12 protein-coding genes and 1 pseudogene are annotated in these 14,413 nt (G+C 48.0%); 12 read left to right on the forward strand and 1 reads right to left on the reverse strand.

Annotated features, from left to right (window positions below; translation table 11 throughout):
- Positions 1–2 precede the first annotated feature (2 nt).
- The 10 genes and pseudogenes from ACWGOO_RS08130 to ACWGOO_RS08175 all read left to right on the forward strand — a co-directional run bounded on the left by ACWGOO_RS08130 (position 3) and on the right by ACWGOO_RS08175 (position 11,684).
- Positions 3–599, forward strand: coding sequence for a YmfQ family protein (locus ACWGOO_RS08130; RefSeq protein ID WP_452482501.1), 597 nt, complete (start codon positions 3–5; stop codon positions 597–599).
- 1 nt (position 600) lies between these two features.
- Positions 601–3,171, forward strand: a complete 2,571-nt coding sequence (locus ACWGOO_RS08135) for a hypothetical protein (RefSeq protein WP_452482322.1) — start codon at positions 601–603, stop codon at positions 3,169–3,171.
- 12 nt (positions 3,172–3,183) lie between these two features.
- The gene (locus ACWGOO_RS08140; RefSeq protein WP_452482324.1) at positions 3,184–3,795 is read left to right on the forward strand and encodes a hypothetical protein; all 612 of its coding nucleotides are present in this window, start codon (positions 3,184–3,186) and stop codon (positions 3,793–3,795) included.
- A gap of 20 nt (positions 3,796–3,815) precedes the next feature.
- Complete coding sequence (locus ACWGOO_RS08145; RefSeq protein ID WP_452482326.1) at positions 3,816–4,082, forward strand: hypothetical protein; 267 nt, start codon at positions 3,816–3,818, stop codon at positions 4,080–4,082.
- Positions 4,083–4,165: 83 nt separating this feature from the next.
- Positions 4,166–4,612 carry a phage holin family protein gene (locus ACWGOO_RS08150; protein ID WP_452482328.1) on the forward strand — a complete coding sequence of 149 codons (447 nt, stop codon included), beginning with the start codon at positions 4,166–4,168 and terminating at the stop codon, positions 4,610–4,612.
- A 135-nt stretch (positions 4,613–4,747) separates the two neighbouring features.
- Positions 4,748–5,716, forward strand: a complete 969-nt coding sequence (locus ACWGOO_RS08155) for a glycoside hydrolase family 25 protein (RefSeq protein WP_452482330.1) — start codon at positions 4,748–4,750, stop codon at positions 5,714–5,716.
- Between the two features lie 701 nt (positions 5,717–6,417).
- Positions 6,418–8,073 carry an ABC transporter substrate-binding protein gene (locus ACWGOO_RS08160; RefSeq protein WP_452482332.1) on the forward strand — a complete coding sequence of 552 codons (1,656 nt, stop codon included), beginning with the start codon at positions 6,418–6,420 and terminating at the stop codon, positions 8,071–8,073.
- Between the two features lie 271 nt (positions 8,074–8,344).
- Positions 8,345–8,802 (forward strand): annotated as a pseudogene (locus tag ACWGOO_RS08165) (ABC transporter permease); the annotation flags it as partial.
- Between the two features lie 164 nt (positions 8,803–8,966).
- Positions 8,967–10,382 (forward strand): deoxyguanosinetriphosphate triphosphohydrolase family protein, encoded by a 1,416-nt coding sequence (locus ACWGOO_RS08170; protein ID WP_452482334.1) that lies wholly within the window; start codon positions 8,967–8,969, stop codon positions 10,380–10,382.
- Positions 10,383–10,694: 312 nt separating this feature from the next.
- A complete protein-coding gene (locus tag ACWGOO_RS08175; protein WP_452482336.1) occupies positions 10,695–11,684 on the forward strand; it encodes a methyltransferase domain-containing protein in 990 nt (329 codons plus the stop codon).
- Between the two features lie 8 nt (positions 11,685–11,692).
- Here ACWGOO_RS08175 and ACWGOO_RS08180 read toward each other — a convergent pair whose 3' ends face one another.
- Positions 11,693–12,649 carry a D-2-hydroxyacid dehydrogenase gene (locus ACWGOO_RS08180; RefSeq protein WP_452482338.1) on the reverse strand — a complete coding sequence of 319 codons (957 nt, stop codon included), beginning with the start codon at positions 12,647–12,649 and terminating at the stop codon, positions 11,693–11,695.
- A 185-nt stretch (positions 12,650–12,834) separates the two neighbouring features.
- Between ACWGOO_RS08180 and thpR the strand changes: the two genes are divergently transcribed.
- Together thpR and ACWGOO_RS08190 are read left to right on the forward strand one after the other, a co-directional pair.
- The gene (thpR, locus tag ACWGOO_RS08185) at positions 12,835–13,437 is read left to right on the forward strand and encodes an RNA 2',3'-cyclic phosphodiesterase (RefSeq protein ID WP_452482340.1); all 603 of its coding nucleotides are present in this window, start codon (positions 12,835–12,837) and stop codon (positions 13,435–13,437) included.
- A 102-nt stretch (positions 13,438–13,539) separates the two neighbouring features.
- Positions 13,540–14,352: a cell wall hydrolase gene (locus ACWGOO_RS08190; protein WP_452482343.1), complete on the forward strand. Its 813-nt coding sequence runs from the start codon at positions 13,540–13,542 to the stop codon at positions 14,350–14,352.
- The last annotated feature ends 61 nt before the right edge of the window (positions 14,353–14,413 follow it).

A 14,413-nucleotide genomic window follows, 5' to 3' on the forward strand; every position in this document is an offset into this window, starting at 1 on the left:
ACATGAACGATCAAACGAATCGTCTAGCTATGGGTGAAGAGGGACAAATGAGCAGCTTGCGGGGACGCGAGCTGTTTTCCTATTTACCTGCCTACTATGAAATTTCCCGTGTAATGCGCTCCGATATGGATGCGAAGGGTAGTGAACTGGATTCCTTGTATCTGGCGATGGATGCGACGGTAGCTCAGTTTTTCGTCCGTACCGCTACCTGGGGATTGGAGCGCTGGGAAACGGAGCTAGGGATTGCAACGGATCTTCGTAAACCGCTGGATCAGCGGCGTTCGGTAGTGGAGTCCAAGCTGCGAGGGGCAGGTACTTTTTCCGGTAAACTTGTCAAAAATGTAGCCGAAGCATATGACGGCGGTACAGTAGATGTTACCTTTCATCCCGCCGAATGGGGATTCACAGTCAAGTTTATAGATACCATCGGGATTCCGCCCAATGTGGAGGATCTTAAGGCAGCTATCGAGGAGATCAAGCCGGCTCATTTGGCGGTAGAATATAAACTACGCTACCTGACCATTGCTGAAGTCGAGTCTATGACGATCTATGAAAATGAACATACAACACAGGATAGATATTTAGGAGGTGGCGCATAACATGGCAAGCGAAAAAACACCGAATCTCGGATTAAATCAAATTGATCGTTCCTCTCCGAAAACAACGTATTTTGATCTGGAGAAGTATCTGGATCAAAACTGGCGTGCTGTGGACGATTTTGCAGGTGATGTGAATGATGGTGTGGATGCGTTAAAGAAGCGTCTGGATACGACGGAGCGTAAGTCGGTAACGCTGGAACCTGGGGTGCAAATTGTTCATGCGGAGAAGGCTGCACCGTTCTCGCTCACGGGGCTGAGCGGGCGTACGTTGGTAAATTTGTTGGGGCGTACGGGAGGATTTGAAAATACTTCGACAATTGGTACATACAACGGTACCTATGAGCAGGATTTTTCTAATAAATCATTAGGGACCACCTACGGACTTAAGGTTACTGTAACTGTTTCAACGGGCATAGGACTTTCTTTCATCCCTTCCGGTTCCATAAAAGCAGGGAAATATTATGTGCTTGTTGGTGAGGCTAAGAACGGTAACGCAGAGGGCGGAATTTATATTGGATGGGGAGGTGGCTATGGAGGCGGAGATACACAAACGATAACCGACAAAGAAAAGTTTACAACTGTTTGGAAGAAATTCAGTCCAACACAAGACTTTATTAGTGGGAATATCGATTTTGTAGTGAAGGGGCTTCGGGGTCAATATGGTTACTTTGATTCGGTTCGTATCTATGAAATCAGCGCAGCTGAATATGCTGCATTGGACGGTATGACCACAGAACGGGTAGCCACAAAGTATCCATATGTTGATAGTGTAGTGCCTGTACGTAATCCGTATGCGATTCGTAATGGAGAAAACCTATTGCCGAGCTTTTATGAATGGACAACACATGCCAACATGTCGATAACATCCCCCTACGCTTTGACACTTAAAGGCACGGCGGCTTTTCAGGCGGCAAACACGTATATACCTATCGTAACAGGTAGATCATACACGATCAGCGGAGACGCAACAGGGGTATTGTACATGGCGTTTGAAGACGCTGCTGGAAATGTGGTGGGGGGCGGAAACACGACTACCCAACCGCTACCTTTAACATTTGTCGCACCTAATAACTCAAGTAGATTGCGTGTAACAATAGATAATGGGGATACTTCGACTGGGACTTTTACATTTTCTAATCTAATGCTGACAATCGGCAGCACAGCCAAGACATTCAAGCCGCGTGAAGACTCAATGCTGGCACTGCAAACAGACCTGTACGCCGATCCGGTTACAGGAGCTAATGCGGAAACTGTATTCGAGCGAGACGGTCAATACTTCAAGACCAAGAAGTGGCGCTCGCTGGTATTGGATGGCTCATTATCTTGGGTGATTGGGGACACATCCTCAGCGGGACTTAAGCAGGTTAAGGTAGTCGGTTTGGTATCTGGCGCAGTTGCCGCGAGTGGATGGGCAACCAAGTATGACGGTAAAATCATCCCGCAGGGTACGACAGGCAGCACCTTAGATACAAATGCCGTTACAAGTAAGGGAGATTTGTACATTTCCATTTCTACTGCCGACAGTGGATGGGGAGACGGTTACACACCTACAGCAGACGAAATTAAGGCGTATTTTATGGGTTGGAGGATGAGAAACCAAACCACATTGGACCCTTACGATGGAACAGGCGTAAAAGCTTGGGGCACCGTCTTATCAGGGGGAGCGAATAATTACACAAACACGCTACCAACAACTCAAGCCACGGATTACAAAACGCCGTACCAACTCGTATATCAACTCTCAACGCCTACCGTGGAGCCTATCATTAGCGAGGGCCAGCTTACTTTTAACGAGGGAGATAATCAGGTTGAAGTGGGTACGGGGATTGTATTGCGTGAACGGGCCGACGCATACATTGAAATCGCTACAGCTTACGGCAACCGTATGAACATCAATAATGCTAATTTTAGCGCCAAACTACTTAGCCAAAAAACCATTCGTTTACTCGGGGTTTATAAGTTAGGCGTAGCTGATAAACGATGGAGGTTAAGCACTGGATTTATCACTAGCGCAGGGGCACTAGCACAATTGCTCTATGCAAGCGACCAAGATAAACAGGAATCCTACGCCATAACGTACATCACCTTGGAAGTGTCTCCTGCCGCACAATTCACAGGGACCTGCGCCGCCAACGAAAAAACGTTGCTGCTGGACTTGGTAGATAGCGTACAGCAGAATACAGCGCGTGTGTCGGTGCTGGAGAATAAGAAGGCTGAGAAGGATAATCCTTCGTGGATCGTACCGACTTTGCTCAATGGCTGGTCGAACTATTCGTCAATACTATCTCAGATTGGGTACTATAAAGACTCTGAGGGGCTTATACACATGAAAGGGGTTTTAAAACTCGGTACGCTTAACACCGCTATGTTTATTTTGCCGCCCGGATATAGACCTAAATTGAGTCGTGTTCTGATAACTGCTGCTAACACGGACACGCAAACTGATGTGTTAGGACGTGTGAATATTAATAGCAACGGTTCCGTTACCCCGTTACCTATAAACGGGATAAGTATGATGCAAAACGGATGGATTAGTTTAGATTCTATACCGCCGTTTCTAGCCGAACAATAAGGAGGAAAGCGCATGAAAGCAGTTCCTAAAGTAAATACAGGCGGCCTCTATCTGGAGGACGAGCTAGTGGACGATGCCTTTTCGGGTGTCGTCCCTTTTTATGCCCCATCTTCGCTCACACTATCTGATACAGACCAGCAGTTAGACACTTATCAGCTTACTACCGATAGTTCAAGTGCTATAGATGAAGCGAATTCAGAAAACATCCCTGCTGGCTATACCGTCGGTATTATAGTGCCATCGGGCTTATACCATCCTCGTTTTGACATTCAAGGCTGGCTGACCTATGAGGCAGAATATGACGAAAAGCTGTTAGAAGCACAGAACGCATACGAGCAGCAGAGCAAGGAACCACAAGCTTCATTTCAGAAGCTGCATGATGAATGGCAAAGCAAGCCGGAAAACGAATGTGGGGACGAGCCTGTCTATCTTGCCCAGACCTTTACGGCTCCAGAGCGAAGAGATCCCACGACATTTTGGAGTGAGGGCTTAAGTGAGAAAGCTATTAAGGAACTGACATCAAAAACCGAGCAACAGCCAAGCGAGGCAGACCAATTGAAGCAACGTATTGCCGATCTCGAAGTGACACTGACCCAGCTCATGCTGGACAATAGAGGGAAATAAATGGAGGTGAAGTCATAACCATGGCAGCTTTAACAGAGGCTCAACTGCGTATTTGTGCTCATGCTTGCATTACCTGCTATGATCGGGGAGAGGGTGATATCGCAACGATCATTGGAAGCAACGCTTTAGATGAAGAACAGCGTGAAAAAGTAATGAAGATTATTTTATCCAAACGGTCTGATCTGATACCGGGCAACGTAGCTGATTCGTCATCAACCGATGTTCTGAATGAACAGGAAGAAACGGTTAAATGGTATAACTCTATTTTTCGTAAGAGAACAGTATAGAAAACAAAAATAATGGTTTTGAATGCCCCTGGATCAGCCCAAGGGCATTCACTTTACACCTTAATTCAAAAGGGGGAACAAGCATGCATGAAAAGATCGATCAGATTTGGCTGGGGTTTTCCACGGGGACCTTGATCGGTTATTTCTTCGGGGGGTGGACGACGATGTTGACGTTGTTGTTATGGATGGTCATTATCGACTTTTTTACTGGCTGGGCGGCGGCCTGGATTAATGGAGCATTGAAAAGCCGAGAGGGCTATTACGGTATTTTTCGCAAGGTTACGGTGTTTTTGATGATTACGGTAGCTCATCTGATCGACGGTATTCTCGGGGATGCACATTATTTCCGGGATGCCGTCGTTTTCTTTTATTTGGCGAATGAACTATTGTCGATTATTGAAAATGTAGGCAGAATGGGTGTGCCGATGCCGGATATTTTACGGAATGCGGTGGCGATTTTTGAGTCCAAGTCGAGTGGGGCAAAGACAAAACAAACAGACCCTGCCGACAAAGGAAATAAGGCTTCATAAAAGGTTGTTAGAATGCACCTCTGCCCCAATTTCAGCACCAAGGTGGAAAAGCCCGGACCGCTTCAACGGTCCAAACATAGTTTTAATAGTAACATCATCGGCTACACATTATGAATGACAAGGAGGGATCGACTTATGCAAAATCGCAGTCCTAACGCTGCAGAGGGCATTGACGTTTCCCGATACCAGGAGAATATAGATTGGAAACGTGTACGTGCCGACGGCAAATCGTTTGCCTTTGTTAAAGCGAGTCAGGGGCAACGTTACGTCGATCCGACATTTATCACCAACGCAAAAGGGGCGAAGGCAGCAGGGGTATTACTGGGAGCTTACCATTTTGTAGATGCAACCAGCGTTGACGCGGCCAAAGCGGAGGCCAGACATTTTGCCGAGGTGCTGGATCGGGTTGGAGGCGCAAAAGCGCTGGACTTTCCAGCGGTCATGGATTATGAGAACAATCCGGGTGGACTTAGCTCTGCCGCGATTCATGAAGTAGCCATGGCGTTTTTGACGGAATTTGAAAGGGTAAGTGGTCGCAAGCCGATGGTATATACGGGAAACGCATTTGCGGCACATTTCAAGGTGCCGCTGGGAGCCTATAAGCTGTGGATCGCGCGTTACAGCACACGAGTGCCCGGCGATACCACAGCATGGAACCAGTGGGACTTCTGGCAATATAGCGACAGTGGACAGGTTGATGGGATTCAAGGATCTGTTGATCTGAATGTATATACTGGAACAGAGGCCGAGCTGCGCCAAGCTTTTGCAGGAGAAGAAGAGGGGGATGAACCGATGACAGCAGAGGAAAAAGCGGCATTTAAAGCCTTGCAGCAGCAGGTTGCCACGCTTGAAAACAGCAAAGATGTGCTCGAACAGACATTGAACGAACAGAGCGCTTATATTAAAAAAATGGATCAGCGAGTAGTTGATCTGGAGGCGCGTCAGGCTATGCTAGTACCAGCTTGGGCAAAGGAAGCCGCAGCCGCAGCCGTTGCCTTTAATCCGGCGAATCCGATTGTGGATGCGAAGCTGCCGAGCAGCTATGATTTTTATCGCCTGCTTGTAGTCTTGAATCGTCTGGGTGTATTTAAAACGACAAAATGATCTTCGTAGAGAAGCTCATGCTCAGACGAAGACGAATTTACTCTCATTGGAACGAAGCAGTAACGCCTGAAGCATAAATAGACAGGCGGTTGAAGGTAACCGCCTGCCCTTTCTTAACATGAACGTTCCTCATCATCTCAAGATATGAAAGGAACACTATACATGTCTAAGATAAGAGAATGCTCCTGCTTGGAGAGGGAGGATCACAAACAGGAGCATTTATTTAATATGACCGTGTAAAATAGTTTGTGATATTAATTAACATGACGTATAAAAACATATCCTAATGTATGGCCCCCCCCCTTGTCTGCTTCCATAATTTATAGTAAAGTATCCAATAATCAACTTTGTTTGATCAGGATCCTCATGGCTTATGAGTATATATCACACGTTTACCACGACCTAGCATACTCCTCTTCGATTTTCATTCCATCTCACTCTACAGGCACCTTTTGCACTACTATACAAATTGAACTACAAAAATGTACATGGAAAACGAAGTAGGCGGAATAGTGCCTGTTTTCTTCAAAATAAGCCTATCCATGAAACATCCAGACCTCCTCTGCTACTACACCTATATGATGAACTCGGAACCTGGGATCACAGCTTGAGGACAAGCTTGTCATGTCAAACTTAAGGAATTGACATTCATCCGGTATCAACGAATTAACAATATACGAGGTGTGAAGGGGGTCTGCTGCATGAGCAAAAAGTACGTAAAAAACAAAATCTGGACCGTACTGCTGGTGCTTGCGCTAGGAGCTGTACTGGCACTTTCCGGCTGTGGGGGTTCCAGTGAAGGTGCAAAACCAGAGACAGGAAAAGTGCCAGGCGGAGCGGGAGAGGGCGTACAAGATACGCTGATTTATGGACGCGGTGGCGATTCCGTAGCGCTGGACCCGGCTATGGTGACCGAGAGTGAATCGCTAAAAATCGGAATGCAAGTGTTCGACACACTGCTGGAATACAAGGAGAGCACCACGGAGATTCAGCCGGGGCTTGCAGAGAGCTGGGAAGTATCGCCGGACGGACTGATCTATACGTTCAAGCTGCGTCAAGGTGTAAAATTCCATGATGGAAGCGACTTTAATGCAGAAGCCGTTGTTTTTAACTTTGAACGCTGGTCTGATCCGAAGAGTCCATATAAATTTGACGGAGACTCGTTTGATTATTATGATTCTATGTTCGGCCCTGAAGGAAATCGGGTGATCAAAGCGGTCAAAGCGGTAGATGCGAACACCGTCCAGTTTACACTGACTGAGCCGCAGGCGCCTTTTTTACAAAATATCGCTATGCCATCCTTTAGTATCGCAAGTCCTAAGGCTATTCAGGAGAAAAAGGCTGATTTCAAGAACAATCCGGTCGGTACGGGACCCTTTGTATTTAAGGAATGGAAACGGAACGATAGCACCACGCTGGAGAAAAATCCAAACTACTGGAAAGAGGCACAGCCGAAGCTGGCCAAGGTCATTGTTCGTTCTATTCCCGATAATACCGCGCGATTTAATGCTCTGCAAAACGGGGAGATTGATCTGATGGAGGATCTCAACCCGGACGATGCGAAGCGACTGGCAGGCAATAATGAGCTACAAAAAATGGAACGTCCATCCTTTAATGTGGCGTATATCGGATTTAATTTAAAGAAAAAGATATTCAATAATCCTAAGGTACGGCAAGCGCTTAATCATGCGGTGAACAAGCAGGCCATTATTGATGCATTGTTTGCGGGAGAGGCCCAGCCTGCGGTCAATCCGATACCGCCTACGTTATGGGGGTATAACGATAGCATTCAGGATTATACCTACGATCTGGATAAGGCCAAATCCTTGCTGGCGGAAGCGGGCTATCCTAACGGGCTCACCGAGCCGTTAACTTTTTACGCGATGCCTGTATCTCGTCCATACATGCCGGACGGCAAAAAAGTAGCGGAAGCCATTCAAGCTGATTTTGAAAAAATAGGTATTAAAGTGAACATCCAATCGCCAGAATGGGCCACCTATCTGGATGATGTCAAGGCGGGGCAGAAAGATGATCTGTACATGCTGGGATGGAATGGGGATCATGGCGATCCGGACAACTTCCTTTACACCTTGCTGGACAAGGATACGATTCCGGGTAATAACCGTAGCTTTTATGTCAATGAGAAGCTGCACAAAATATTGGTGAAAGCCCAGGTTGAGGTCGATCAGGACAAGCGTGCTGAGCTGTACAAACAAGCGCAAGTGATTATTAAACAGGATGCGCCATGGATTCCACTGGTTCACAGCACACCGCTGATGGCAGGTAAAGCGAATCTCAAGGGTTTCGTACCTGCTCCGGCAGGTATTGAATCGTATAGCAGCGTTTATTTTGAATAGTTCAAATAGCTCAAGCGCAAGCAGGCAGTGATTCTGGTATGAACTCATATATTGTAAAAAGGCTGGCCGTTTTGATTCCAGTACTTGGCGGCTACGCTGGAGTTGACGGTGGCGAGTATGTTTTTTGCTATTGTTGTTGGAATGAATGCGGTTATCGTGAGCGCCTGGAAGCGGAATTCTAATCATTGCGTTCCTGTTTGTCATCATTAATCTAATTGTCGATTTGCTGTACACGGTTCTGGATCGGCGTATCCGTTATCAGTAATCAGTCGTCATTGGTTCAATGATCGTAGGAACGGCCCCAGGTTTAGTTGCGGGATTTTACGGAAAATGGGCAGACATATCATCTCGCGGCTGTTCGACATTTTACTGGCGTTTACAGGGATTCTGCTGGCGATTGCTATCGTCAACGTGCCGACATACGGACGGTTGGTTCGCTCCAAAGTGCTCAGTGTCAAAACCGAGGAATACATCCCTTCTGCCAGAGCGCTAGGGGCAAATAATGTACGAATCATACTCCGGTACATTTTGCCGAATAGCCTAACACCGATTATCGTACAGGGCACGCTGGGAATTGGAACGGCGATCATTGAAGCGGCGGCGCTTGGATTTCTCGGTTTGGGCGCCCAACCCCCTCAGCCGGAGTGGGGGAAAATGCTGTCGGATAGTGCTTCCTATCGCCACCACCCCGCTTGTACAGCATCATTCCGCCTATTCCCCGGCCTGAATCCTAATGGCTGGAGGAATACCTTTTTCATATGATATTTTTCGTGTAACGAACTTCGATTCATTCAACCGTACATACAATCTTCTCGATGCAAGTCGTGTGAGCTTTCCTGAGACGTGAAAAAAATGTATAATCACTCCAATTGAGTACGTTGGGAGTGGGCTTTATGACATGGCAAAACAAGAGAGAGCATCGGCAGTTTCCGGAACAGACACGAAGCGACGCTTCACGGGCCGCATATGAACGGGATTATTCCCGATTAATCCATTCACCGACCTTTCGTCGGCTACAAGGCAAATCCCAGGTTTTTGGCGCAGGCACGGGCGATTATTACCGCACACGGCTGACGCATTCTTTGGAGGTAGCGCAGATTGCACGCGAAGCGGCACGCAGCTTGCTGCGGCGGCATCCCGAGGTGGAGCTGGGGCAGGCGGATAACGCCGGGCTAATTATTGACCCCGAGGTGGTGGAATGTGCATCCATTGCGCATGATTTTGGTCATCCACCGTTCGGGCACAAGGGCGAAGAGGTACTGGACGGCATATTGGATCAGTTAATCGAGACGAAGGTGGAAAAGATAGCAGCCGCCGGAGGCTTCACGGCTGATTCCAAGCAGGGGCTGGAGGCTTATGCACGTGAGCGACGGATCTATGAGCATTTTGAGGGGAACGCACACAATTTCCGCCTGATTATGTTTTTGGAGAAGCGTGAGAACGTAGATGGTCTCAATTTGTCGGACGCTGTGTTACTGGGGATCAACAAGTACCCGTATCCGGGGATTTTGAACAAAAAAGGGATGTACCTGCATGAGTGGGAATACATTCGTTCCATCCGTGAGGATTGGAAAATTCCTGATGGTCAAAAGACGCTGGAGGCCCAGCTTATGGACCTGTGCGACGATATTGCGTATTCCGCGCATGATCTGGAGGACGGAATTAAGGCAGGGAAAATTGAGGTGCACGAGCATTTTTTGTATGATCCATATCTGATCCGCCTCATTACAGAAAAAATCACCACGTTGGAGGATAGCTTCTGGCAAGGCTGGCAGTTGGCTCAGATCGAACAGAAGGTGGCGGCTGTGCTTAGCGAATTTTTGAAGGTCTGGAATGGAAAGATGCCGATGTGTGAACACGATTATTCCCGCACCCGGCGTGAGGTGAAAGCGTACTGGGTCAGTTTATTTGTCAGCAGCTTGGGTGTAATTGATGCGAGTAATTGGAAAAAGGTTACTTTTGTACGGGATGGAGGCGAAGATCTCGATATGCTTCGCACCGTGAGTGTGCTGAAAAGCTTTGCCTGGGTCACGATGATCCGTGATCTGCGCGTGCAGCGGCTGCAAAAACGGAGTGAATGGATGCTCAGACGCCTGTGGCTGGCTTTTCTCGATCCAGAGACATCCAAGTCCATTATTCCGAGTGATTGGCTCCAACGCTTTGAACGTGATCAGGGCAAGACGAAACCGATTTGGACATGGGAGCATATGGTCATTGATTATATTGCAGGGATGACCGATGCTTTTGCCGAGAAAATCTATAATGAGCTGTATGGTTTGAAGGTGGGTTCCATTTACGATCTGGACTAACATTTCATTTAACCCTATATAGTAGAAGAAACTGGTTTTTAAGTATGGAAAAGAAGCGGGGAATATCTATACGCGCTACTGGACTTCGGAGCATCATGATCTGGAGGGGCTGGCTTCCTCCAGTCCGGAAGTGGTGCTGGCTTTGCTGGAAGGCACATACGAATATGGGCAGGTGTCCATGTTTGCTCGCCCGATGTCTGAACAGCCACCTGGGCTCCCCCATTCCCGATTATGAGCAGCGGCTTCAGTCCTACTGTTTTATAGCGGAGGCTGTAAATTTTAGCAATGATTCCAAATGAAAAGAGATCTGACATGAACAGACATGAAATCAATAGTTCTGCTATAAATATTCAAAAATACATATATATCTATGCGTGTCATGAAACCGAGCGAGAGCTGTGTCTTTTGGAGTTGAAAAGCTTGTTCGGCCAGCCGCCTGCGCATGATTCCATGCTGCTGTCCTATCGGCAGTTGGAGCCGGGCACCAGCCCGTTCATCCATCTTCGACTGGATGTGACCGCAGATGCGGGTACGTTGGATGAGCTATGCGAAGCAGCTTCCGCAATTCATCTTGAAGAAGGGAAGACCTTCAAGGTCCTGTGCCTCAAGGAAGGCGACAATGTGGCCGACTATGACGAGCGACGCGGTATAGAAAGACGCATTGGCGCACGTATTCGGGGGCAGGCGCAAATGAAGGAACCGGATGACACGCTGGGTGTCGTACGGGTAGGAGAGAGGTGGCTGCTAGGCAAATGTGTGTACAGCGACAGATCGTGGCTGGAGCGCCGTCATAAGCCGCAAAACTATTCCACCGGACTACCCGTGCTGGTAGCCAAAGCGCTTGTGAATTTGGCAGTGCATGATATAGCAGCAAATCATGTAGATGCAGGCCGATTGAAGTTGCTGGACCCGTGCTGTGGCATGGGCAATGTAATGATTGAAGCACTGAGCATGGGAAAAGATGTTCGCGGTTGTGACATTAATCCGCTGGCGGTACGCGGGGCACGCGTGAATTTGCGTCATTTTGGATATGAAGAGGATCGGGTGAAACTGGGAGATATGAATCTGCTAGAGGGAACCTATGATGCAGCCATATTGGATATGCCCTATAATCTGTGCTCCGTACTCCCTGCCGATGAACAAAAGCAGATGCTTCGCAGCCTGAGACGCTTGGCCGCACGAGCGGTAGTTGTAAGCACGGAGCCGATGGCAGCATTGCTGTCCGAGTCAGGCTGGACCCTCACGGAGCAATGCCGCATACACAAGACAAGTATGAGCCGGGAAATATGGATCTGTGAATAGTTGGTTTGTTAATACTGAGTTTTATAGTTGACCCAATTCAGCGGCAGCTCCTGATCGGCTGCATAGGCTTTCAAATTGGTGAGGAAAATATCTACCGCCCGTTCAGCGTAGTGGTCCGTGTCGCCTGCAATATGCGGCGTGATCAGGACATTCTCCAGACTCCACAGTGGATGTGACGCGGGTAGCGGTTCTTCCTCGAATACATCCAGTCCGGCAAAGGCAATATGCTTTTGCTCCAGAGAACGCACAAGTGCATCCGTATGGACAGTGCCGCCACGACCTACGTTAATGAAGAAAGCTCCCTTTCGCATGGCTGCAAATGCCTTTTCGTCAAAGAAGTGACGGGTTTCCTCGGTGAATGGCAGAATATTTACCACGATATCCGCCTCTCCCAACGCTTCATGTAATTGCTCATTTGTATACATGTGCTTCACATGAGGGGCATCCTTGCCGGAACGCCGGACTCCGATCACTCGTATGCCGAAGGCTTCTGCGATCCGCGCCGTTTCACTGCCGATTTTGCCCACGCCCATAATCAGCAGTGTTTTGCCACGTAATTCCGTCAACTCGCCTTCCGGTGGCTGCCATGTTTTCTGACGCTGCAAGAGAGCTGCTTGCTGTAAATAACGTGTATGCGACAGCAGCATCCCAAAGATTTGCTCCGTAATCGGAACGGCATGAACGCCACTTGAATTGGTGAGTAAAATATGACGCTTTTCCAGCTCTGCAAGTGGCAGCTTATCAATACCCGCCGACCAGGTCTGTATCCATTTCAGCTTGCTGTCTGGGCGCAAAGCTGCTTCGGCAATATGCCTGGACCAGCCTAAAATGATCTCGGCCTGTCGGATTTGTTCAGGCTCCAGCTCTTGGGCTTTGCCAATGATCAGCCCATAGCCCGGGGCTGCTGCACGAATTTGCTTTTTTTGCTCTGCGGTAAGCTGGTGTAAACTTACGATGTTTCCCATGATTCATTACCTCCTCGGCTTTTGATTTTTCGGAGCTTCCAATATATTCTATGAATCATCCTTTCAAGGATAGCAGATTGGCGGGAAGAATTGCATAAATAGGGATAGAAACGAGCTTGCCGTGTCACTATAGATAACAACGAATGACTGTCGCTCTGATTAGGGATGAAAGGAAGACGATGACGATGAACGGATTACCGCCGGTAGTACCGCAAACAGCACAAACCCAAAGACTTTTTACCGCGATTGCTCTCCCGAGCGAGCATAAGAAGGAGTTACGCCGTTGGGTGGAACAGGATGTGAACGAGCTTTCTTTTCGCAAATGGACCGATTTCAGGGATTACCACGTGACACTTCAGTTTCTGGGGGATATGGCGACCAAGGATATACCGGAATTGGAACAGGCTTTATTTCAGGCGGCCGCTGCACATACCCCGTTCACTCTCGGTATTGGTGAACCGGGGACTTTTGGACGAGATGGATTTCCGCGTGTGCTTTGGAGGGGAGTTACGGGGCAGAAGGATTGTTTGAACCAGCTCCACCAATCCATAGTTCAGGCTACGGAACTGCTTGGTTTTAAGCCCGAGGAACGGCCTTACCGGTCCCATATCACAGTAGCACGTTCGTATACAGGACAGGAGCCTGTTCCGTCGTCTATTTTTCAGTCCGATGACCGGATAGGCGAACCGTGGGAAGTGGAAGAATTTGTTTTGTACGCGACCCGAGTGGGCCAAAAACCGATGTATAAAATAATTCAAAAAATCCCATTATTAACTATAAACCCTTGATTTATCAGCGATTTTAGTGATATAGTGTTTCAGCGTTATTCAAAAGGCGCATTTTGGGTCACATATCTGAGGAATGTGCCTAAAATTAACGGGAGGAACATTATGGAAATCATTAAAGAACACCGTTGGTTTGCACCTCTTCTGAGTGTGCTGCTTGTTTGTATATTGGGGGTAGGCCTCTACGCTGAGGTTCAACAAACACAAAAAAATCATAAAAATGCACCTATGCAATCTCTGAGCTGGTCAGGGAATTCTTCGGCTTCTTCACAAGGGGACAGGATCGGGACCCATCACGGGTCAAACAGGACAAGTCCCATCTTTGCCACGGCTCAGGGGCAGTCGAACTGGAAACAAATCATGCCGACTCCGTTACCCGCTTCCCAGATGAAGCAGGCGGGACAAGCCTGGAGCAATGTTGCAACCGGCGTGAAAAATCCTGAAGTCCAGCATAGCAAGTCTGCAATTCTTCCCCCTCCTACAACCATCTACTTTACGAAGACACAAATGCTCTCTCAGGATGACAAGGCGTTGTCTACCTGGAGCTATCCTGTCTCCGCTAAAGAACTGTTCCTGCTACAAAAAATAGTCATGGCAGAAGCAGAAGGCGAACCGTACGAAGGCAAAGTGGCAGTTGCCAACGTTGTCTTAAACCGGCTGCGGTCAGCCCCATTTCCCGATACGATTCAGGCAGTAATTTATCAAAAAGCGCAATTTAGTCCGGTCGCGAACGGGCGTCTTCGTCGTGTTCAGCCTAACCAGGACAGCATTCGTGCGGTTACGGCTGCGTTGAACGGCCATAAAGCCGTGCCTGATAACACCTGTTTTTTCCTGTCGCTGACATTGGCTCAGGATCTCACGGTTCATCATTCGCGTACCAAGGTGAAAACAATCGGCCATCATACCTTTTATAAATAAAGGCAGTTTTCTACAAATAACAGCCCTTTCTAAACAGCAGGGTTCAGCTTGGTGAACGTAT

The organism is Paenibacillus sp. NPDC055715 (genome assembly GCF_053617595.1).

Excerpts from the sequence above, each read along its gene's own strand:
- ACWGOO_RS08130 (WP_452482501.1), top strand. The coding sequence starts at position 3 with ATGAACGATCAAACGAATCGTCTAGCTATGGGTGAAGAGGGACAAATG.
- ACWGOO_RS08135 (WP_452482322.1), top strand. The coding sequence starts at position 601 with ATGGCAAGCGAAAAAACACCGAATCTCGGATTAAATCAAATTGATCGT.
- ACWGOO_RS08140 (WP_452482324.1), top strand. The coding sequence starts at position 3,184 with ATGAAAGCAGTTCCTAAAGTAAATACAGGCGGCCTCTATCTGGAGGAC.
- ACWGOO_RS08145 (WP_452482326.1), top strand. The coding sequence starts at position 3,816 with ATGGCAGCTTTAACAGAGGCTCAACTGCGTATTTGTGCTCATGCTTGC.
- ACWGOO_RS08150 (WP_452482328.1), top strand. The coding sequence starts at position 4,166 with ATGCATGAAAAGATCGATCAGATTTGGCTGGGGTTTTCCACGGGGACC.
- ACWGOO_RS08155 (WP_452482330.1), top strand. The coding sequence starts at position 4,748 with ATGCAAAATCGCAGTCCTAACGCTGCAGAGGGCATTGACGTTTCCCGA.
- ACWGOO_RS08160 (WP_452482332.1), top strand. The coding sequence starts at position 6,418 with ATGAGCAAAAAGTACGTAAAAAACAAAATCTGGACCGTACTGCTGGTG.
- ACWGOO_RS08170 (WP_452482334.1), top strand. The coding sequence starts at position 8,967 with ATGACATGGCAAAACAAGAGAGAGCATCGGCAGTTTCCGGAACAGACA.
- ACWGOO_RS08175 (WP_452482336.1), top strand. The coding sequence starts at position 10,695 with ATGAACAGACATGAAATCAATAGTTCTGCTATAAATATTCAAAAATAC.
- ACWGOO_RS08180 (WP_452482338.1), bottom strand. The coding sequence starts at position 12,649 with ATGGGAAACATCGTAAGTTTACACCAGCTTACCGCAGAGCAAAAAAAG.
- thpR (WP_452482340.1), top strand. The coding sequence starts at position 12,835 with ATGAACGGATTACCGCCGGTAGTACCGCAAACAGCACAAACCCAAAGA.
- ACWGOO_RS08190 (WP_452482343.1), top strand. The coding sequence starts at position 13,540 with ATGGAAATCATTAAAGAACACCGTTGGTTTGCACCTCTTCTGAGTGTG.